Origin of the sequence: Halarchaeum sp. P4, assembly GCF_051195175.1 — an archaeon.
In the GTDB taxonomy this organism is placed as follows: Archaea; Halobacteriota; Halobacteria; order Halobacteriales; family Halobacteriaceae; genus Halarchaeum.
Genome location: NZ_JBNTKC010000002.1, coordinates 273,915 through 294,668, shown reverse-complemented (window position 1 = coordinate 294,668; position 20,754 = coordinate 273,915). Strand labels below are relative to the sequence as shown.

General features: G+C 68.9%; 21 protein-coding genes. 14 read left to right on the top strand and 7 right to left on the bottom strand.

Going from position 1 to position 20,754, the window contains the following annotated elements; translation table 11 throughout:
* Positions 1-30 precede the first annotated feature (30 nt).
* The 7 genes from arcS (at position 31) to ACQUS8_RS09625 (ending at position 9,443) form a co-directional block, all read left to right on the top strand.
* Positions 31-1,791: an archaeosine synthase subunit alpha gene (arcS, locus tag ACQUS8_RS09655; RefSeq protein ID WP_435100198.1), complete on the top strand. Its 1,761-nt coding sequence runs from the start codon at positions 31-33 to the stop codon at positions 1,789-1,791.
* A gap of 215 nt (positions 1,792-2,006) precedes the next feature.
* Entirely contained in the window at positions 2,007-6,950 is a 4,944-nt protein-coding gene (locus ACQUS8_RS09650) for a beta strand repeat-containing protein (protein ID WP_435100195.1), read from the top strand.
* Positions 6,943-7,647, top strand: a complete 705-nt coding sequence (locus ACQUS8_RS09645; RefSeq protein ID WP_435100192.1) for a carboxypeptidase-like regulatory domain-containing protein — start codon at positions 6,943-6,945, stop codon at positions 7,645-7,647. Before ACQUS8_RS09650 ends, ACQUS8_RS09645 begins: the two co-directional genes overlap by 8 nt.
* A 2-nt stretch (positions 7,648-7,649) precedes the next feature.
* Entirely contained in the window at positions 7,650-8,021 is a 372-nt protein-coding gene (locus ACQUS8_RS09640; protein WP_435100188.1) for a hypothetical protein, read from the top strand.
* A 44-nt stretch (positions 8,022-8,065) separates the two neighbouring features.
* Positions 8,066-8,740, top strand: a complete 675-nt coding sequence (locus ACQUS8_RS09635; protein WP_435100178.1) for an AzlC family ABC transporter permease — start codon at positions 8,066-8,068, stop codon at positions 8,738-8,740.
* A complete protein-coding gene (locus tag ACQUS8_RS09630) occupies positions 8,737-9,084 on the top strand; it encodes an AzlD domain-containing protein (RefSeq protein ID WP_435100175.1) in 348 nt (115 codons plus the stop codon). Before ACQUS8_RS09635 ends, ACQUS8_RS09630 begins: the two co-directional genes overlap by 4 nt.
* 2 nt (positions 9,085-9,086) lie before the next feature.
* Positions 9,087-9,443 (top strand): VanZ family protein, encoded by a 357-nt coding sequence (locus tag ACQUS8_RS09625; protein ID WP_435100172.1) that lies wholly within the window; start codon positions 9,087-9,089, stop codon positions 9,441-9,443.
* Here the strand turns inward: ACQUS8_RS09625 and ACQUS8_RS09620 are convergent.
* On the bottom strand, positions 9,418-10,008 hold the full coding sequence (locus ACQUS8_RS09620; protein WP_435100169.1) for a CoxG family protein: 591 nt from the start codon (positions 10,006-10,008) through the stop codon (positions 9,418-9,420). The genes ACQUS8_RS09625 and ACQUS8_RS09620 overlap by 26 nt on opposite strands.
* A 97-nt stretch (positions 10,009-10,105) precedes the next feature.
* On the opposite strand from ACQUS8_RS09620, the gene ACQUS8_RS09615 reads away from it, so the two are divergent.
* Both ACQUS8_RS09615 and ACQUS8_RS09610 read left to right on the top strand, forming a co-directional pair.
* The gene (locus tag ACQUS8_RS09615) at positions 10,106-11,185 is read left to right on the top strand and encodes an archaeosine biosynthesis radical SAM protein RaSEA (protein WP_435100166.1); all 1,080 of its coding nucleotides are present in this window, start codon (positions 10,106-10,108) and stop codon (positions 11,183-11,185) included.
* Between the two features lie 272 nt (positions 11,186-11,457).
* Positions 11,458-11,580 (top strand): hypothetical protein, encoded by a 123-nt coding sequence (locus ACQUS8_RS09610; protein ID WP_435100163.1) that lies wholly within the window; start codon positions 11,458-11,460, stop codon positions 11,578-11,580.
* Positions 11,581-11,634: 54 nt separating this feature from the next.
* Here ACQUS8_RS09610 and purQ read toward each other — a convergent pair whose 3' ends face one another.
* Positions 11,635-12,309: a phosphoribosylformylglycinamidine synthase I gene (gene purQ, locus ACQUS8_RS09605; RefSeq protein WP_435100160.1), complete on the bottom strand. Its 675-nt coding sequence runs from the start codon at positions 12,307-12,309 to the stop codon at positions 11,635-11,637.
* Complete coding sequence (purS, locus tag ACQUS8_RS09600; RefSeq protein ID WP_435100157.1) at positions 12,306-12,560, bottom strand: phosphoribosylformylglycinamidine synthase subunit PurS; 255 nt, start codon at positions 12,558-12,560, stop codon at positions 12,306-12,308. The genes purQ and purS overlap by 4 nt, the downstream gene beginning before the upstream one ends.
* A 170-nt stretch (positions 12,561-12,730) precedes the next feature.
* On the opposite strand from purS, the gene ACQUS8_RS09595 reads away from it, so the two are divergent.
* On the top strand, positions 12,731-13,696 hold the full coding sequence (locus ACQUS8_RS09595) for a formyltetrahydrofolate deformylase (protein ID WP_435101028.1): 966 nt from the start codon (positions 12,731-12,733) through the stop codon (positions 13,694-13,696).
* Between the two features lie 33 nt (positions 13,697-13,729).
* On the opposite strand, the gene ACQUS8_RS09590 is transcribed toward ACQUS8_RS09595, so the two are convergent.
* The gene (locus tag ACQUS8_RS09590) at positions 13,730-14,566 is read right to left on the bottom strand and encodes a DUF3891 family protein (protein WP_435100154.1); all 837 of its coding nucleotides are present in this window, start codon (positions 14,564-14,566) and stop codon (positions 13,730-13,732) included.
* 72 nt (positions 14,567-14,638) lie between these two features.
* On the opposite strand from ACQUS8_RS09590, the gene ACQUS8_RS09585 reads away from it, so the two are divergent.
* Positions 14,639-15,016: a hypothetical protein gene (locus ACQUS8_RS09585; protein ID WP_435100151.1), complete on the top strand. Its 378-nt coding sequence runs from the start codon at positions 14,639-14,641 to the stop codon at positions 15,014-15,016.
* Here ACQUS8_RS09585 and ACQUS8_RS09580 read toward each other — a convergent pair.
* Complete coding sequence (locus tag ACQUS8_RS09580) at positions 15,013-16,038, bottom strand: phosphoribosylaminoimidazolesuccinocarboxamide synthase (RefSeq protein WP_435100148.1); 1,026 nt, start codon at positions 16,036-16,038, stop codon at positions 15,013-15,015. The genes ACQUS8_RS09585 and ACQUS8_RS09580 overlap by 4 nt on opposite strands.
* Positions 16,039-16,176: 138 nt before the next feature.
* Here ACQUS8_RS09580 and ACQUS8_RS09575 point away from each other — a divergent pair, with 138 nt between their 5' ends.
* The 3 genes from ACQUS8_RS09575 to ACQUS8_RS09565 all read left to right on the top strand — a co-directional run bounded on the left by ACQUS8_RS09575 (position 16,177) and on the right by ACQUS8_RS09565 (position 18,856).
* Complete coding sequence (locus ACQUS8_RS09575; RefSeq protein WP_435100145.1) at positions 16,177-16,830, top strand: bifunctional 4-hydroxy-2-oxoglutarate aldolase/2-dehydro-3-deoxy-phosphogluconate aldolase; 654 nt, start codon at positions 16,177-16,179, stop codon at positions 16,828-16,830.
* Positions 16,831-16,930: 100 nt separating this feature from the next.
* Positions 16,931-18,286, top strand: coding sequence for a 7,8-didemethyl-8-hydroxy-5-deazariboflavin synthase subunit CofH (gene cofH, locus ACQUS8_RS09570; protein WP_435100142.1), 1,356 nt, complete (start codon positions 16,931-16,933; stop codon positions 18,284-18,286).
* A gap of 15 nt (positions 18,287-18,301) precedes the next feature.
* Positions 18,302-18,856 (top strand): metal-dependent hydrolase, encoded by a 555-nt coding sequence (locus ACQUS8_RS09565; protein WP_435100139.1) that lies wholly within the window; start codon positions 18,302-18,304, stop codon positions 18,854-18,856.
* 58 nt (positions 18,857-18,914) lie between these two features.
* On the opposite strand, the gene ACQUS8_RS09560 is transcribed toward ACQUS8_RS09565, so the two are convergent.
* Positions 18,915-20,171, bottom strand: a complete 1,257-nt coding sequence (locus ACQUS8_RS09560; RefSeq protein WP_435100136.1) for an RNA-guided endonuclease InsQ/TnpB family protein — start codon at positions 20,169-20,171, stop codon at positions 18,915-18,917.
* Positions 20,172-20,309: 138 nt separating this feature from the next.
* Positions 20,310-20,696, bottom strand: a complete 387-nt coding sequence (locus tag ACQUS8_RS09555; RefSeq protein ID WP_435100133.1) for a tautomerase family protein — start codon at positions 20,694-20,696, stop codon at positions 20,310-20,312.
* Between the last annotated feature and the right edge of the window lie 58 nt (positions 20,697-20,754).

The following is a 20,754-nucleotide window of genomic DNA, read 5'->3' as shown; positions in this document are numbered from 1 at the left end:
ACCCTTTGTTTCTCGTCCCCGAATTCGCCCATGACCGACTACTTCGAGGTCCACGAGCGGGATGGCGCGGCCCGCATCGGCGAGTTGCGCCTCGCCGACCCCGTGGTGACGCCGTCGCTCGCGGACGACGTCGTGACGGACGCCGGCAGCCTCTGGAACACGGAGCGTGAACTGCCCGAAGGCGACGAGGAACAGGTGACGGTTCTCCCCCACCGTGGCTTCCCGAGCGGCACCGCCGAGGAGGTCCAGGAGTCGTTCGCCGTCGACTACCCCGAGGTGGACTTCCCGAGCGGCGTCGTCGTCTCGCCCGACACCGCGGCAAACCACGGCGCGGACGTCTACGTCGTCTCCGGCGCGCCCGGGTTCGTCGGCCACGGGAGCGCCTTCCGCGACGCCGTCATCGACGTCCGTGAGGCCGTCCCCGACGACACCGCGCTCTACCTTTCGGGTGTGGCGACGCCGCAGAACGTCGCGACGCTCGTCTACGCGGGCGTCGACCTCGTGGACGGCGACCGCGCCGTTGTCCACGGGACGCAGGGCCGCTACCTCACCACCGAGGGCGAGCACGACATCGCGGACCTCGACGAACTCCCGTGTGCGTGTCCGGCCTGCCAGCGCCCCGTCTCGGAGTTCGGCCGCGAGGAGTGCGTCGAGCACAACGTGAACGCCCTCCAGGCGGAACTCGCGCGCGTCCGTGGGCGCATCCGGCAGGGCCGCCTCCGGGACTACATCGAGGGGCAGGCCCGCCACGAGGCGTGGACGACGGCGGCCTTCCGCGAGTTCGACCAGCAGTGGTCGTACGTGGAGGAGCGCACGCCCGTCGAGCGCGACTCGCTGTTGCTCGCCGCGAGCGAGGACACCCTTCGGCGCGTCGAGATTCAGCGCTTCGCCGACCGCGTCACCTCACGGTACACGCCGCGCCTCGACGACTACCCGCTCCTCCTCGTACCCTGTTCGGCGCGCAAACCCTACTCGGACTCCCAGAGCCACCGGCAGTTCCAGGACGCGGCGAGCTATCGGGGCCACGTCGTCTCGATGACGTCGCCCATCGGCGTCGTCCCCACCGAACTCGAACTGACGTATCCCGCCCAGCACTACGACTCCGTGGTGACGGGTCGGTGGACGGAGAACGAACTCGACTTCGTCTCCACGGTACTGGAGCGCTACCTCGAACGGACGGACTACCCGCGGGTCATCGCGCATGTCCCCGACGAGGGCTACGAGGAGATCGTGCGGCGCGCGACGGCGGACCTCGATATACCCGTGGAATTCACCGTCGAGGACCACCCGACGACGGACGAGTCGCTCGGCGAGTTGAACGCCGCGCTCGCCGGCGAGGACCAGATCTGGGTGCAGGAGCGCGAGGCCGCGACCCTGCGCGCCGTCGCGGACTTCCAGTTCGGCGAGGGCGCCGGCGACCGACTCTTCCCCGAGGACGACTTTACGCTGCAGGGCCGCTACCCCAAACTGCAGGCGCTCGACGGCGACGGTGAGCAGCTCGCGGCGCTCGTCCCGCAGTACGGCACGCTCTCGCTCTCGCTCGCCGGCGCGCGGACGTGGGTCGAGAGCGACGTGCCGACGAAGCGCGTGGAAATTGACGCGTTCGTCCCGCGCGGGAACGTCCTCGCGCCGGGCGTCGTGGACGCGGACGACTCGATTCGGCCGGGCGACGAGGTCGTCGTGGAGGGTCCGGAGGCGTTCGCGGTGGGGCGCGCCGTCGTCCACGGCTCCGCGATGGCCGACGCGACACGAGGTGTCGCCGTCGACGTGCGCCACAGCGAGGAGAAGTAGGCCGTCTCTGCCGGGTTTCCGGTTAGTTAGCCATAACGTTATTATGGCATGATTGTTGGTTTCTAGGAAATGGTGGTGCGTGGCGATTTCCCCCCGGGGTCTGGTACCCCCTGCGCAGACGCAGTTATTGGTGAACCGTATGTCTCTGAATTTAATAACGTGGGCGGCCTATCCGCGGCTATGCATTCAGCGGATTGCGACGGAGGAGGGATGGCGTGACGCGCGCGCGGAGCGTTCTTCTCACCGCGCTCCTCGTCACGTCCGTCGTCGCCGGGAGCGTCGCCTTCAGCGGCGGTGCCGCCGGCGCCGACTTCACAGTGACAATCGGGGACACGCACGTCCAGTCCGGGACGAACGTCACCGCGACGGTATCCGGACTCGACACCTCCAGCGGCGCGAACCTCACCGTCTCCATCACGGACTACACGACTGGGGAGACGACACAAGTTGCTGACTTCACACCGGAGAACAGCACCGTGAACGTCACCTACGTCCCGAGCGAGAGCATGGCCGGTCAGGGCTGGTATGGCCTCAAAGTCTCCTACGGCATGCAGGGGTCGTCAACGAACTACGGCGAAGTCGACGACACGCCGCCGAACACGGGCGTCACCGTGAACAACACCGGCCAGACGCTCGACGTCTCCGTCGCCGCGTGGGACGACGTCGACACGACCGTTAGCGGCTCGTTGGTCGAGCATGAAGAGCTCAGCGTCCTCCGCGTCGACGTCACCGGGCCGACGAACGCGACGCTCTCTCTCGCCGCCGGCAACTTCACCGCCGACACGTCGGACTATCAGAACCGCTCGTTCTACAACACGACGCTCGACGTCGGCGAAGACGGCGTCTACAACGTCACCGTCCGCGAAGCCGCCGACTACGCCAACAACACGGTGACGAACACGACGCGCTCGAAATACGTCCTCGACACGAAGGTCCCGGTCGTCGAGAACCTCACCTCGCACGACGACGACCGGGACGGCATCGTCGACGACGGCGACACCGTCACCGTCGAGGCGACGGTAACCGAGCGCTTCCCGCGAACCGTCGCCGTGAACGCCAGCGCCCTCGGCGCCGGCGTCGTCAACCTCACGACCACCGAAACGGTGAACGAGTCCCATCAGACCGCCACCTACACCGCCACCGTCACCGTTGACGAGGCGAACGCGAGTGCTGATGGGTCCTACGCGCTCCCCGTCGTCGTGACGGACGCCGGTGACCACCGCGTCACGACGAACACGAGTACGTACTCGCTCGACACGCACGCGCCGACGTTCGGCGCGCACACCCCCAGCGCGGCCTACGTCAACGACAGCACCCGGAAGCTCACGCTCGACGTCAGCGACCGGAACGCCGTCACCGGCCACGTCACCGTCGCGAGCGACGGCGCGACGCTCGCTGATGGGTCGTTCGCAAACGCCACCGGCACGACCTTCGCAGACGGCACGCTCACCGTCGACCCGAGCGCGTTCGGTGGCCTTCCGGACGGCACGACGACGGTGAACGTCACTGCGCGCGACCCCGAAGCCAACACCAACACCACGAGCTGGTCGTTCGTCGTGGACACGCACGCGCCCGTCCTCACGAACACGAGCGTCGTGGACGCCGACGACGGCGACACCGTCGTGGCCGCGAACGACACGGTCCGCGTGCGCGCCCACGCCACGGACAATACCTCGACGACGGTGACCGCCGACCTCTCCGCGTTCGGCGCGGGCACGCTCACGCTCGCCGACGCCGGAAACGGCACCTACGTCGGCACCGCGAACGTCACCGGTGGGAGCGACGGCCCGCACCCGGTCACCGTCACCGCTACCGACGCCGCGGACAACCGGAACTTGAGCACGCACACGCTCACGCTCGACACCGCCGCGCCCACCGCGACCGTCGAGACGCCCGCGAACGGCACGTACACGAACGACAGCACGCCGCCGCTGACCGCACACGTCGCCGACCCGACGCTCGACGCCGTCGGGGTACACCTCGCCGAGTCCGACGGGAACGCGAGCGACACCCGCCTCGACGGCGTCTGGGCCGCGAGCGCGCTCGCCGACGGCGTCGCCCTCGCCGACGGCACGACGATTGCGCTCACGAACGAGACGCTCACCGTCTCGCTCGGCGACCGGTCGCTCGCCGACGGCCCCGCCACCGTCCGCGTGAACGCCACCGACGCGGAGGGACACGCGAGCGCCGACGTGCATGGACTCGTCGTGGACACGCACGCGCCCACCGTTTCTGACGTCCACGTCGCTGAGGCCGGCGAGAACGGTGTCGTCGCGCCTGGGAACACCGTCACCGTCGTCGCGACCGTCACCGACAACACCTCGACGACGGTGACCGCCGACCTCTCCGCGTTCGGCGGCGCGACGAACGCGACGCTCACGGCCGACAACGACTCCGCGACGTACACTGCGAACGTGACCGTCTCGGGCGTGCCGGACGGGAACGCGTCCGCGACCGTGACGGCCGTCGACGCCGCCGGGAACGCCGAGCGCGCGACCACCGAAACCGTCACCGTGGACTCCGACGCGCCGCGGTTCGGGACGCTGACGCCCGACGTCCGGTATCTCGACACCGCCACACCGACGGTTTCGCTCACCGTCGACCCCGTCGACAACGCCCTCGATGCGAACGCCACGCGCGTCGTCGTCGCGAACGACACCGCGACGCACCTGAACGCCACGCTCGCGAACGCGAGCGCGCTCACCTACGTGGACGGCACGCTCGCCGCGAACCTCAGCGTCGCGACCGTCACGCTCCCCGAGGGCGACGTTACCGTCACCGTCGCCGCCGCCGACGTCGACGGGAACGCGAACGCGACGTCGCGCACCTACACTGTCGACACCGTCGCGCCCGCCGTCGACGCCACCGTCAGCGGGCCGAACGGCCGGACCGTCGTCACCGACGGCGACACCGTCACCGTCGCGGCGACAGTCGACGAGGCGAACGTCGGCACCGTCTACGTCGATGCGCCCGCCCTCGGCGTCGAGCAGGTCCCGCTCACGCGGACGACGAACGGGAACTACACCGGGACGGCCACCGTGAACGTTTCACGCACGACTGACGAGTCCGTCCCCGTCTCCGTCGTCGCCACCGACGAGGCCGGCCACCGGAGCTCGGCGGTGCGGTCGCTCACCCTCGACACGACGCCGCCCGCCGCCGTCTCCGACGTCCGCGTCGGCCCCATCGCCGCGGACAACACCAGCGTCCACAACGTCACCGTCACCCTCCCCACCGTCCACGAACCGATGGACGTCACCGTGCAGTTGAACGGGACGACGGCGTCGGTGACGAAGACCGTCACCGTCGACGCGAACGTCACCGTGACTGGGTTCGTGATGAACGCCTCGCCGCTCAGCGACGGTCCGGTCGCCGTCGAGGCCCGGACAACCGACGTCGCGGGCAACACCGACGGCTTCGTCCCGGTCACCACCGTCCAGAAGGACACGGTCGCGCCGAGCGTCGCCAGCGCGAACGGCGCGGCCGGGAGCGCGCAGGTGTTCGTCGCGACGAGCGAACCCATGATGAACGTCACGAGCACGACGCTCACCGTCGGGACCGCCACCGTGACGAACGTCACCGAGCGCGCGCCCGACTTCTACGTCGCGCACCTCGCCGCGCCGCTCGATGCGGGCGCACTCGGCAACGCCACGGTGTCGCTCGCCCCGGACGCCACCGACCTCGCCGGGAACCCCGCGGTGGGCACCGGTGCGACGCTCCACGCGGGCGCAACGGCCGTCCGCCGGAGCGCCGCCGAAGTCGGTACGCGGAACGTCACGCTCCACTTCGACGGCGCGGTCACCGCCGCCGACGGCAGCCCGCTCACCGCCGCGAACGTCACCTACCGCGACGCGAACGGCGCCGGTGCGACCGACGTCGTCGCCGTCCACGGTACCGCGAACGACACGACGGTGACGCTCGAACTCGACGCGCCCGTCGTGCCCGCCGACCTCGGCGCCGACAGCGTCCACCTCCCCGGCGGCGAGGTGCTGAACGCCGAGGGCCAGTCCATCGGCGACGAGACCGTCGCCGTCGCGGACACCACGCCCGCGACGATTCACTCCTTCGAGGCGTCCACCACGAACACCACCGTCTCGGTGTCCGTCGCCGCGAACGAACCCCTCCGCGTCGTCCGCGTCCGCCTCGACGCCGCGCACACCCGCGACGGCGCGACCTTCTCGCGTGACGCCGGCACGCTCACCGAGAGGTACGCGAACGGCACGTACACCTACACGGGGACGTTCGAGGCGCCCGACGACGACCGCTACACGGCGACGCTCGCCACCGCGCTCGACTACGGCAACCACAGCGTGGGCGCCGACCGGAACGTGACGGCGGCCGTCGACACCGAGCGCCCGCACGCCACCATCGCCGAAATCACCGCCGTCCGTAACAACACTACGACGGTCCGCGTGGCGTTCAACGAGCCCACCGATTTCGCGGCCCTCGACGCGTCGAACGTCACGCTCTCCGGGACGCCGCTCGCCGTGACGAACGTCACCGCCACCGACGCCACGACGCTCGCCGTCACCGTCGACGGCCGACTCAACACCGCCGGCGAACCGACGCTCACCGTCGAACCCGACACCGTCGTCGAGGCCACCGGCGACGGCAGCACGAACCCCGGGCTGAACACCACCGTCTACGCGCTCGTCCGCCACGTCCGCGCGGGCAGCACCTTCCTCTCCGTCCCGATGGAGTCCGGGACGGTCGAACTCGCCGCGATGAACCTCACCGGCGTCCAGGCCGTCTGGACCTACGACGAGGGCGAATGGCAGGCCTACGACCCCGACGCGCCGCGCAACGACTTCGACGCGCTCGTCGGCGGGCAGGGCTACGTCTTCGTCACCGACCGCGCGCGGACGTTCTCGTTCGCCGTGAACAACGCCGTCCCCGAGAGTGAGGCGGACACCCGAACGCTCGAGGCCGGCTGGAACCTCGTCGGCCCGTGGCAGGAGACGCCGATGACCGCGAACGCGACGCTCGCCGGCGTCCCCGGCAACGTCACCGCCGTCCACGGCCACGCCGGCGGCTTCACCTACGACGCCGTGAACACCACGGACGTCCTCGATCCCGGCCACGGCTACTGGGTCTACACGCCGAACGAGACGACCTATCGCCCGGTCCCCGCGCCGACGACCGGAGGTGGTGTCGATGCGTAAGGCGCTCGCGGCGCTCGCCGTCGTCCTCCTCGTCGCCGCCGCGGTTCCGGTCGGGGTCGGTGTGGCCGGTGCGGCGGACGCGCCGCCGACGCCGCCCCACCGGTTCTTCGGGCACGTCACCGACGCCGACGGGAACGCGGTCTCCGGCGCCACCGTCGAAGTCGTCTACGAGAACCGGACGCTCGCCACCGCGACGACGAACGCCAGCGGCTACTACGACCTCACCGTCTCCGACCCGAACGCCTCCACCACCGACAACGTCGTGACGCTCGCCGTGCGCGGGGCCTCGAAGACCCACCAGTGGCGCGCCGGCGGCTCCACCGAACTCGACCTGCGACTCCCGCCGGCGGAATCGGCGAGCAGCGGTGGCGGCGGTGGCTTGGTTCCCCCGCCGAGCACGACGACGACGACCACGAGCACAACCGCCACCAGCACGACGACGACCACCACGAGTACGACGACCACGACGACGAGCGAGCCGACCACCACCAGCACGACCACGACGACGAGCGAGCCGACCACCACCAGCACGACCACGACAACCACGACGGCGCCGACGCAGGAGATAACGCGCAGCCCCGGCATGACCGGGCTCCTGCCGTGGCTCGTCGCCCTCATCTGGGTCGTGCTCGTCGTCGCCGTCTACGTCTACCGGCGCCGCACTCGCGAGGAAGACGACGACATCGAACGCCTCTGACGATGACGACACACCCGCTCCCCGACGCCGCGCTCTCACTCGCCCTGCCCGACGACGCGGACAGTTCGGCGGCCGTCTCGCGCGCTCACCTCGAACGCCTCCTCAACCGGGTCGCGGAGTACCTCCGCGGCTCCGAGCGGAACCTCGCGCGGCGCTACGAGCGCGTCGTCGCCGCCGACGACGGCGACGTCCATCTCACCGACGAGGCGTTCTGGGCGCGCGTCGGGGACGCCCTCCGCTACGACGACGCCGAAACGGCGGCCGTCCGGCGCGCCCACGAAGCGACGCTCCTCCTCGCCGGCGACCAGCAGGGCCGGCGCGCGGAGTTCGAGAGCGCACTCGACATCCGCTCGGCGGTCGTCCTCGACCGGTAACTCCGGTTCGGTGGGCGTTTACCGCCGCGCCTCACAGTCCGGGTATGGACCGTTTCGCCTTCGGGCGCGGCGTCCGTGACGCCGCCCCGCTCCTCCTCGGCATCGTGCCGTTCGGCCTCGTCGCCGGCGTCGCGTCCGTCGAAGCCGGCCTGACGCTCGCGCAGGCGCTCGGCCTCTCCGTCTTCGTCTTTGCGGGCGCCTCACAGCTCGCCGCGCTCTCGCTCATCGAACAGGGAAGCGCCGTTGCTGCCGTCGTCGCCACCGCCGTCGCCGTCAACCTCCGGATGGGGATGTACTCGGCGTCCATCGCGCCCTACTTCGAGAAGTACGCGGCGCGCTGGCGGGCGCTCCTCGCCTACTTCCTCACCGACCAGGCGTTCGCGCTCTCGCTCGCCGCCTACCGCGACTCCGACGTCGACCATCGCTGGTACTACCTCGGCGTCTCCGTCACGCTCTGGGTCGTCTGGCAGGTCACCACCGTGCTCGGCGTCCTGCTCGGCACCGGCGTCCCCTCCGAGTGGGGCCTCGGCTTCACCGTGCCGCTCGTCTTCCTCGCGCTCCTCGTCCCCGCCATCGAGGACGTCCCGCACGCCGCCGCGGCGGCCGTCGCCGCCGTCGTCGCCACCGTCGGCGCTGGCTGGCCGTTCAACGTCGGCCTGCTCGTCGGCGCGAGTGCCGGTATTGCCGTCGGCCTCGTCGTGGGGGCGATGCGCCGATGACGACGTACAACGCGCTCACGATCTGGGCGGTCATTCTCGCCATCGCGATTCCGACGTTCCTCGTCCGCTACTCGTTCATCGGGCTGTTCGGCCGCCTCGGCGAAGCCCCCGACTGGGTTGAGCGCGTGCTCGCGTTCGTCCCCGCGGCGGTGCTCGCGGCGCTCGTCGTCCCCGACGTCGTGACGATTCAGTCCACCGTCGCCGCGACGCTCGGGCAGGACCGCGTGCTCGCGGGCGTCGTCGCTGCCGTCGTCGCGTGGCGCACCGAGAACGTCTTCGCCACCATCGCAGTCGGGATGCTCGCGCTCTGGACGGTCCGCTTCGTCCTCCCAATGGTGCTTTGAGCGTGGCGCGCAGGCGACTCCTCCTTCCGCTCACCGTCGCGGCGCTCGTCGTCGGCGCGTCGCTTCTCCCGGAGACGGGCACGCCGACCGCCGGCGGCGTCCCGACCGACCTCCTCTTTCACGCCGCAGGTGGCGTGCTCCTCGTTCTCGCGGGCGCGTGGGCGCTCCGACGGACCGACGGTCGTGCGCTCCTCGCGCTCGTCACCGGGGCGGCGCTCCTCGGCGGTACCGTCGAACTCGCGCAGGGGGTCGTCCCGGGACGCCACCCGTCGCTCCTCGACTTCCTCGCGGACGCCCTCGGCGCAGTCGTCGGCGCGCTCGTCGCCCGATACCTCACGGTCGCCAGTCGGGGTCCTTGACCGCGCGTTCGCTCTCCGGGCCGGCGACGGCGGCGAGGTGCGCGTCGAGCGCGTCGAAGAAGGCGTTCGCGCTCCGCGCCGCCGCCGACTCGACCGGCCGCCGGCCGTACGTCGCGAGCGCACCCTCGACGTCCGCGCGGGCCGTCCACGTCACGTGACACCGCTCATCCGTCCCGGCTTCTTCGACGGTGAGCGCCGCGGCCATCCGCGCGTCGGCCGCGTCACCGCGCACGATGCCTTCGAGCGCCATCCGCGGGTAGTCGTGCTCCGTGACGGTGAGCGTCCCGGCGAGCGTCGTCTCGACGCCCCGAACGCTGGCGGTGAGCGTTGCGTCGTACTCCTCGCCCTCGGCGACGACTCGGGCGTCTCGGGCCTCCTCGTCGGACGCGAGCAGGCGCGAGAGCGACCCCGACGGGAGCGTGCGACCGTCCGCGGGGGCGAGGGCGTCACAACACGGGAGAGCGTCGCGGGCACTCACGGGGTCCGAGAGCGCGACCCAGACGGCGTCGGGCGACGCCGCGAAGTCGTGCTCGACGGTCACGGCAGCCGTCACCGACTCCGGCATACCTCGGTCTGCTCGCGCCGCGCGGGTAAGCGTTGTCGCCACGGCCACACGCCGGGGACCGCGGAGGTTTTACGCGCTCGCGGGCTTCTTCTGGGTAATGAGTCAACCGTCCCCGGAGGTCTACGAGCAGGGACGCGGGATGGACGCGCACAACCAGGTGATGCGCGAACTCCGCGCCGAGAAGGGCACGAAGAACTACGACCCGCACGAGCCGACCCGCGTCTGGCTCGACGAGGACAACACGCCGGACGGCGTCTACCAGAGTCTGACCATCATCCTCAACACCGGCGGCTGTCGCTGGGCGCGCGCCGGCGGCTGTACGATGTGCGGCTACGTCGCCGAGTCCGTCGAGGGCGGGAGCGTCGGCCACGGCGCCCTGATGGACCAGATTCAGGCGTGTCTCGACCACGAAGCCGAGGAGGCAGAGGAGCAGTCCGGCCTCGTGAAGATTTACACGTCGGGGTCGTTCCTCGACGAGCGCGAGGTGCCCGCCGAGACCCGCGCGGCTATCGCCGAGACGTTCGCGGACCGCGAGCGCATCGTCGTCGAGAGCCTCCCGGACTTCGTGGAGGCTGAGCGCGTCTCTGACTTCACGGACGTCGGCCTCGAGACGGACGTCGCCGTCGGCCTCGAGACCGCCACGGACCGCGTGCGCCACGACTGCGTGAACAAGTACTTCGACTTCGCGGACTTCGAGGACGCCGCCGCCGAGGCCCGCTCGGTCGGTGCCGGCATCAAGGCCTACCTCCTGATGAAGCCGCCCTTCCTCTCCGAGTCGGAGGCCATCGAGGACATGAAGTCCTCCATCGCGAAGTGCGCGGCCGTCGAGGGCTGTCACACCGTCTCGATGAACCCGACGAACGTCCAGCGCTACACGATGGTCGACGACCTCCACTTCCGCGGAGGCTATCGGCCGCCGTGGCTCTGGTCGGTCGCCGAGGTGCTCGAGGACACCGCCGAGGAGGACGTCATCGTTGTCTCCGACCCCGTCGGGCACGGCTCCGATCGCGGCCCACACAACTGCGGGGAGTGCGACGACCTCGTCTACGAGGCCATCAAGGACTTCGACCTCCGGCAGGACCCCAGCGTCTTCTCGGAGGTCTCCTGCGAGTGCGAACTCACCCACGAGGCCGTCGTCGAACGCGAGACAACGTACAACCTCCCGCTGGCTGAGTAGGTCGCAACCGAACGCACGAACGGCGTCGGCCGTGAGACGGCCCAAACCCCTATTCTCGTTTGGGGAGTCGTGACACCCGATGGGCATTCGTCGTGCCCCCCTCGGCGACTCGCGCTCGGAACGCTCGCAACGGGCGTCGCCGTCGCCCTGCGGGCAGTACGCGACGCCGTGCGTGGTTCGCGACGGCCCCCGGACTTATTTTCTAGAAACAAATAGTTGCAAATATGTCCGGCGGCGACGCGCCGGACGTCCGCCCCAGAGGTGACCCCCCAATGGACGAGAACCGATACGACGCCATCTCCCGCGACGACGGTTGGTTCGAGATTCGAGACGCCGAGGACGACGAATCGGGCCGCTGGATAGCCATCGAGGACCCGATCGAACTCAGCACGTAGCCGTCGCGAGCGCGCGGACGCACCGCGACGCCGCCGGAACCGGAGGGCGTGCGCTCAGGCGAAGCCCTGCAGCACGCCCCGCCCGTCCGTGCCGCCGAGCAGTGGGAGCGCCGCCCGCTCGGGGTGTGGCATCATGACCGCAACCGTCTCGTCCTCGCCGAGGACGCCCGCGACGTTGTGCTTCGACCCGTTCGGGTTCGACTCGTCAGTCACGTTCCCGTCGGCGTCGCAGTACCGGAAGAGGACGCGGTCCTCGTCCTCCAGCGTCTCGAGTTCCTCGTCCGGAATCTCGAAGCGCCCCTCGCCGTGCGCGATGGGGAACTCCACGACGTCGCCCGCCTCGTAGGCGGCCGTCCACGGCGTGTCCGTGCGCTCGACGCGCAGGTAGACGTGTTCGCACTGGAAGCGCGCCGAACGGTTCGTCGTGAACGCGCCCGGCGTCAGGCCGGCCTCGCAGCCGATCTGCGCGCCGTTGCAGATGCCGAGGACGGGTGTGCCGTCCTCCGCGGCCTCGCGCACGTCGTCCATAATGGGCGAGCGCGCCGCCATCGCGCCCGCGCGGAGGTAGTCGCCGTAGGAGAACCCGCCCGGGAGGACGACGCCGTCGGTGTCCGCAGGGAGGCCGTCCTCGTGCCAGACGATGTCGGCGTCGACGCCCACCGCCTCGAGCGCGCGCACGGCGTCCCGGTCGCAGTTCGACCCGCCGAAGCGAATCACCGAGACCGTCATTCGCGCTCGGCGACCTCCACGTCGTAATCGTGGATGGTCGGGTTCGCGAGCAGGCGCTCGGCCATCTCCTCGGCGCGCTCGGCGGCGGCGTCCGCGTTCGTGGCCTCCAAGTCGAGCTCGAAGCGGTCAGTCGAACGCAGGGCCTCCAGCTCGAAGCCGAGGCGTTCGAGGGCGTGCTTCGTCGTCTCGGCCTCGGGGTCGAGGACGCCGCGCTTGAGTCGGACGGTCACCGTCGCGGTGTAGGCGCTCATCGCGTGGTGGTGCGTGTCCGTGGTCAAAAAGCCTTCTGAAACGACGGGGTGTTACACGTTCGTGCGACCCCGCCGGAGGGCGGGCAAATCGGAGACGGTCAGTCTTTTCACCGCTCATCACTTTCCAAACGCTGTATGTCCGCGTTCGATACTGAGCGGAGGTGGTGCCGTTGACTAACGAGTTCGCCGAAATCACCGTCGTCGGAGGAGACAAGACGGGAATCGTCGCGAACGTCACCTCCGCGCTGTTCGAGCGCGGAATCAACATCGAGGACATCGACCAGGCCGTCCGCGACGGCGTCTTCCGGATGACGCTCCACGCGGACATCTCCGAGATGGTCTGCACGCGCGAGACCCTCCGCGACTCCCTCGACGACATCGCCGACGACCTCGGCGTCGACGTCACCGTCCGCTTCCCCAACGAGGACGTCGCCCGCGGCCTCGCGCTCCTCGTCACAAAGGAGTCCCACCCTCTCGAGTACATCCTCGAGCGCCGCGACGAACTCGACGCCGAAATCCGGGTCGTCATCGGGAACCACTCCGAGCTGGAGGGTATCGCCGAGGAGCACGACGTCCCGTTCTACGACATCGGCGACGACTCGGGCACACCCGACGAGGACCGCCTCCTCGAACTCCTTGATGAGTACGAAGTGGACTGCATCGGCCTCGCGCGCTACATGCGCATCCTCAGCCCGGACGTCGTCTTCCGCTACGAGGGCCGCATCATCAACGTTCACCCGAGCCTCCTCCCCGCCTTCCCGGGCGCGGAGCCCTACCGGCAGGCGCTCGACGCCGGCGTCCGCATCGCGGGCGTCACCGGCCACTACGTCACCACGGACCTCGACCAGGGCCCCATCATCGCCCAGCGCGCCTTCGACGTCCCACCGGACGCCGACCGCGCCGAACTGAAGGCCCGCGGCCAGCCCCTCGAGGCCGAAGTGCTCTTCGAGAGCCTGCGCCTCCACCTCAACGACGACATCGCCGTCCACCGCGGCAAGGTCGAGTTCCGCGGCGACCACGACGACTACCAGCTCGGCCTCACGCCCGAGGCGCGCGACGCCAACCCCGCGGAGCCGGTCGACGACGCCCTCGACGCCGAGCGCGTCGACGTCGCCGAACCACACACCGACGACTGAGGGCGCTCCTGCTCTCGTTTTCTCGCGCTCCAGTCAGGCCACGAGCGTCACGTCCGTCCGCCGGACGTCGGCGTCGAAGTACGCTTCCACGAGGTCCTCGGCGCCGACGGGAACGACGCGTCGCGGTATCGATACGGCGAGCGATGGGTTATCGAACGGATAGGGGTCGAGCCGAAGCGTCGCCGGCCCGACGGGCTCGACGTCGATCCCGGTCGTGTCCCCGTCGTCAGTCGGGACGTGCTCGACGGTCGTCGCCGAGAACTGGACGGTGTTGCAGAGGTAGAGCGAGAGCGAGTCCAGCGCCTGCAGGAGGAGGTAGTCCCGCCAGAGCGGACTCGTGATTGCGCCCGCGGGCGCCGACCCCTCGGCGTGGAGGGCGTCGAGGAGTGCGCGCTCGCGCTCGCCGACCGGCGTGCCGTCGTCCGCGGCGAGCCGTGCGGCGAGGTCGGCCTGGCGCTCCTCCTCGGCGTCGACGAACCCTTCGAAGGGCGGCCGGTCGCTCAGGTCGAGAATCCGGGTACGGACGCCGTAGCCGCCGCGCCGGAGGCCCGCGGCGTTCATCGACGCGAGGAGGCCGGCGTAGGGGTCGACGTCGGCGACGACGTCCACGCCGCGCGCGTAGAAGCGCACCCAGTCTTCGCCGTCCGTCTCGATGAAGCCGACGGGCTCGCCGTCCGCGTCGAGTCGCGGCCTGGTGTCGTAGTCACTCCACCCCTGGTCGTGCAGTTCGGCGGCGACGACAAATGGGTGGCGGGCGGCGGGCTCCGCGAGCGAGTCGGCTGCCCAGTGGCGCGCGAACCGGCCGGCGAGCGCCGCGTGGTCGGGCTGCGTGACGAACCGGTAGCGACCCGCGGACTCCGTGACGATCATGGCGCCCGATAGGTGCCCGACGACAAAGAAGTGGGGCGAACCACTTTGTGTATCGACAGTTTTCTTCCGGTCGTGTCCCCGCGCACCCCGTACCTCCTCGTCGCCCTCTTCAGCACCGCCATCCCGCTCCTCACCGGCGTGGCGGCCGCCTACTGGGTCGGCCTCGACGCCGCCGCGCGCGGCAGCGACTCGCGACTCTGGTGGACGGTGCTGACGCTCGCCGGCCTCCCGCTCACACTCCCCTACTACGTGCTCTGGTGGCGACGCCGGCACGACCGGGAGCGCCCGCGCACCCGCGCCGAGCGCGCGGCGCTCGTCGTCACCGCAAGCGGAGTCGCGAGCCTCGCCGCTGTCGGCGTCCTCGCCCCGCCCGATCCGGTCTCGCAGGCGCTCTACTCGATGCCCGCGTTCGTCCTCTGCCCGCCGGTCGCGTGGTGGCTGACACGCTAGAGGTCGCGAACGGCGTCCACGGCCGCCTCGACGTCGGGCGCGTCGAACCAGTCGGACCCCGTATAGGCGTTCGTGCCGGCCTGATAGAGGTCGGCGACGGCGTCGATGACGTCCTCCGGGAGCGGGTCCGGCGACTCCTCGCAGAGGCCGCGCCAGTCGGCGACGCCGCGTTCGTCCGCCTCGGCTTTCGCCGCGCTGACGGCCTCGACCCACTCGGGGTCGTAGCGCTTGTAGTACTGGCGGACGACTTCCTTCGAGACCTGCTGGTCGCCGTAGGCGAAGCGGTTCTCGTCGAAGGTGCCGACGACGTCGGCGACCCGAATCTCGCCGTCGACGTACGCGCACTCGATTTTGCCGTCCTGGTGGTCGAAGCCGGCGTCGGCGGCCTGCTCGGTGACGACGTGGTTGACGGCGAGCGCGAGTTCCTCGAGTCGGTCGACGTCGGCGTCGCCCGCGACGCGGTCGGCCTCCTCACGGGAGAGGTAGCGGTCCTGCTCCTCGTACTTCGTGGAGAACTCGACGACGGGCTCGGGGAGGGTGACCGGCCCGTTCGGCCACTCCTCGTAGTCGAGGCCGTACTCCCCGGGAGTGCCCCGGGAGCGGAGGCTCGACCCGACGGGGACGGTGTTGCGGAAGACGATTTCGAGCGGGACGATGTAGTTCGTGCCCGCCTCCTCGTAGTAGGCGTCATAGTCGTACGCGCCGTCCGCGAACGGGAGGTCCGGGACCTGTACGAGGTCGATGACCATCTCGGTCGGGGCTGCACTCGCCTTCCCGAGTTCGACCGTCTCGCCGCTCTCGGGGTCTTTGACGCCGGTGTAATGCGTCGGGACGTGGTTGAGTTCGAGGAGTTCGAAGTTGTACGCACCCATCGTGCAGAGCGCGGCGCCCTTCCGCGGGATGGTGTCCGGCATCTTCCCCCAGTCGAAGACGCTGTAGTCGTCGGTGAACGCGAACCGACCGCGGCCGGGTTCCTCACGGGTCGGGGCGTCTTCGACCACGAGGTCCTTCACGCTCGTCATACCCGACTCTGGGACACCCGGGGACTAAGGGGTTTCCATCGACGTGACCAACACACAACTTCTCCGGGCCGAGATATACACGTTTGTGTGCGTTCCGTCCCACCTGCCTTTATGCCGTGCCGGGCGCGAGAGACGGGTATGTCGTCACTTCCGACACTTGAGGAACTCGCCGAGTGCGGTGTCGTCGCGGTCATGCGCGGTCTCGACCCCGAGACGCTCATCGAGACGGGCGAAGCCCTCCGCGAGGGCGGCGTCACCACCATCGAAGTCACCGCCGACTCGCCGGGCGCCATCGAGGGCATCGGCGAACTCGCCGACCACTTCGAGGGGACCGAAGTCCACGTCGGCGCCGGCACCGTCATCGACGAGGAGACGGCGAACGCCGCGCTCCGGGCCGGCGCGCAGTTCGTCGTCTCGCCGTCGCTCCACGAGGAAGTCATCGAGACATGCAGCCGCTACGGCGTCGTCTGCGCGCCCGGCGTCATGACGCCCACCGAGGCCGTCACCGCCTACGAGGCCGGCGCGGACGTCGTGAAGGTCTTCCCGGCGAAGACGGTCGGCCCCGCACACGTCGGCGCCATCAAGGGCCCGCTCAGCCAGATTCCCATCATCCCCACGGGCGGTGTCGGCCCCGGGAACGCGCAGGAGTACATCGAGGCGGGCGCCATCGCCGTCGGCGCCGGCGGGTCGCTCATCGACGAGGACGCCATCGAGCGCGGCGACTTCGACGTCATCACCGAGAACGCCGAGGAACTCGTCGCCGCCGTGGAGGCAGGCCGCGGTTCGGAGTGAGCGGAACGAACGAGCACGCACTCTCCGCCGACTGACGCGACTCCCCAACTCCGCCGACGGTACCCGCCCGCTTTTGGGCGTCCGCGCGCAATTGGGAGTAATGTCTTGGATCGACGAGCGGGCGAGTTCGCTCGAGGCCGGCGAGTTCGGCTTCGAGGTACTGCCCGAGACCGACCAATCCTTCGAGAATGCGCTCGCGAAGGCCCGGAACGGCGAGCGCCTCACCGTCGACGACGGCATCGAACTCATGACGACGGGGACGGACACCGCGGGACTCGACCCGCGGCGCAAGGAACTCGTCCTCGAGGCCGCGGACCGCCGTCGCGCGGACGTCGTCGGCGACGAGGTGACGTTCGTCGCGAACGTCAACAACAACGTCACGACGGCCTGCAACGTCGGCTGTCTCTTCTGCAACTTCAAGGACACCGCCCACCAGTTCGAGGAAGACTATCAGGAGGAGCACGCCGGGTTCACGAAGACGCCCGCGGAGTCCCACGACATCGTGAAGGACGCCGTCGAGCGCGGCGTCTACGAGGTGACGTCCGTCTCCGGCCTCCACCCGGGGATGACGCTCGACGAGGAGCACCGGGAGGTGCTCGCCGCCGCGGACGACCCCGAACTCAACTTCAAGTCGCCGGACCGCTACGAGACGCCGCCCGCCACCTACCGCGAGCAGATTCGGGCGATGGCTGACACCGGCGCGCACGTCCACTCGATGACGCCCGAGGAGGTCTATCACGCCCAGCGCGGCGCGGATTGGGGTTACGAGTACGTCTATCGCAAACTCGCTGACGTCGGCCTGAAGACGGTGCCCGGCACCGCGGCGGAAATCCTTGTTGATGAGGTGCGCGACGTCATCTGTCCCGGGAAAATCACGACCGAGCAGTGGGTGGAGTCGATGCGCGCCGCCGCCGAGGTCGGCCTCCCGATGACTGCGACCATCATGTACGGCCACGTCGAGAACGAAGCCCATCGCGTCGAGCACCTGAAGGTGATTCGCGACCTGCAGGACGAGACCGGCAACATCACGGAGTTCGTCCCGCTCTCCTTTGTCCACCAGAACACGCCGCTCCACGAGCACGGCGTCGTCGAGTCCGGTGCGAGCAAGGCCGAGGACGAACTGATGGTCGCCGTCGCGCGACTCTTCCTCGACAACGTCGAACACATCCAGTCCTCGTGGGTGAAGTACGGCGACGAGCACGGCATGAAACTCCTGAACTGCGGCGCGGACGACTTCATGGGCACCATCCTCTCCGAGGAGATTACGAAGCGCGCGGGCGGCGAGTACGGTGAGTTCCGCTCCTTCCGCGACTACGCGGAGATGATTACGGCCATCGGTCGGACGCCGGTCGAGCGCTCGACGGACTACACCGAACGCCGGCGCGTCGACCCGGACGCGGACGTCATCGGCCCCGAACTCGGCCCGGAAGCCGACGGCACACCCCTCCTCGACTGAGGGAGTAGGCAGGTGATGGTCACGACGCACGCGGCGATGGGTGCGGCGCTGAGCGCGCTCCTTCTCCCTGTCTCGCCGCGTTTCGCCGCCGTCGCCGCGCTCGCGGCCTTCTGCGGCGGGGTGTTTCCGGACCTCGACCTGCTCGTCGGCGAGCACCGCCGCACCCTCCACTATCCCGACTACTACGTCCTGCTCTCCCTTCCGCTCGCAGGCCTCGCCGTCCTCCGCCCGCTCACCGCCACCGTCGCCACTGCGTCCTTCGTGGCCGCCGCGGCACTCCACTCCGTCGCGGACGCCTTCGGCGGCGGCCTCGCACCCGAGCCCTGGATACGCGACGACCACCGCGGCGTCTACTGTCGCGCCAGACGGCGTTGGGTACGGCCGCGCCACTGGGTCCGCTGGGACGGCGCGCCCGAGGACCTCGCGCTCCACGGCGTCCTCGCGCTCGTCTGCATCGTCGCCTTCGACGGCACGGTCCAGTGGCTCGTCGTCCTCTCACTTCCCGTCTCCGCGGTGTACACTGCCGTCAGGCGTCGCCTCCCCGAGTGGGCGCCGTGGCTCCTCGAGTGACATCCTCCCCGGCGTAAACGCCGGGGCTTCCCGTACCGCAGGTGGGATATTTACTGGTCTACGACACGACCTGTTCTCTCGTCTGGAACGTCCCGCTCTCGCGGTCGAACAGATATGTCGATGGCTGTGCCACACAGCCGTTACTCCTATCCTCGCCGTGAGGACTCGGAGTTATCTTCTGGCGCATGTTCTCCGCCCCGTTGCAATCCGCGTTGGCTACTAACTCACACGACGAGCAAACGTACAGGCCACGTTCGACACGGTTCGATCTCGTGTCGTCACCACACCGTGAACACGTCTTCGAGGTATCCCACTCGTTCTTCTTCAGCACCTTCACGTCACGAGTCTCGCCCTTGTAGTTGAGGTACTGGCAGATGCGATCGAACGCCCACGTATGGAGCTTCTTGTTGCCGGTCTTGCCCCAGTCGGACTCTCGCACGTCTTCGGGCCAACTCACCGCGAGCGTGCCAATACCACGTTGGACACACTCGGTGATGATGGTGTCCGTCAGCGTGTGGTAGAAGTGCGTCTCACGGTCTGCAAGTTTCCTGCGTGCCCACATCGATTTCTCCGAGGGGCCGCTCTCGCCTCCCGTATCATACTCTGCTTGGGTGAAGTAGTGCTTGTCCTCTTTGACCGAGTTGCCGGGATACAGGACGTATTCATCAGGGAAAGCGACCGTGGCGATGTTCGTGATCCCGAGGTCAATGCCTGCCACGCCATCGCCTGCTGACTCTGGGGTTTCGAGTTCGACTTTACAGACGAAGTGCAGTTCCCATCCGTCTTTGGGGCCGTTCCAGACGGCGCGAACGTTCTGCACCTTGATGACTTCCGAGAGATCAACGTCCGGGCGCGTCTGGTACTCGCAGAGCAGGAAGTCCGACCAGTACTCTTTCAGGTTCGCGCCTTTCGAGAGTCGAACGCGGTTGTTCTCGGGGTCGTGTTTGAACCCGTCAGCTTTGAACGTGACCGTACTTTTAGGTCGAGTGTCGCCGTGTTTGCGGTAGCCGGGCGGATTCGCCTCATCAAACTTGTGTCGCAGGTCGAACCATGACTTGAAAGCGTCAGAAAGTTCTTCGATGACTTTCTGACTGGATTGTGCGTTCAAGTCTTTCCAGCACGACTGGTTCTTCATATACGCTTTCAGCACGCCTTCGTCCGGGATTTCGCCGGTTGCGTCCCAGATGCGGTCGGCTGTCCAGCGTGCGACGTTCCAGATTTTCGAGGCGGAATCACCGAGCGAATCCAGTCCACTCTGCACTTGTCGCTGGTTCTGAATGGAACCAACGTAGGTGCGAGTGACCTGAATCACCATACATAGCCTCTGTAACTACTGTTATTTAATGATTTGATTGCGAGGTATGTCCGACCTGCTGTCGGCTGTGGATTGTCTCGGTGTTGTCGGATTCACATCCAGCCTGAAGGCCGGGATTCTCTCCTTGAAGACAGATAGCTACTCGCCACCCTCCTCGGGCGACCATGCGCCGCCGACGCGCTCGTAGCCCATCATCGATGGGCCCCGATGCTCGGTGAAGACGACTTTCAGGTTCGGCGTCGGCACGCCGTATTCCTCGTGGACGTGCTCCATGACCGCGAGCGCAAAGTCTCGTTTCGTCTCGTCGTCGCGTCCGCGGCGCACCTCGGCGTCGAGGAAGAGGCAGTCCCCCTCGACGCCGCGGCCGATGGAGAGCGCCGCGTCGTCGTGCTCGCGGACGGTCACAGCGACGTGACTCGTCCCCGTGCGCATCCGCTCGGCGTACGTCTCGCGGACGAAGTCGGCGAACGACTCCTTCCGTGCGCTATCGAGCGTCAGGGTCGTGTCGAATTGGAGGAGCGGCACAGCTCGGCGGACGGCGCGCCGGGACAAAAAAGCCGCGCGAGAACCGAACGCAGAGACC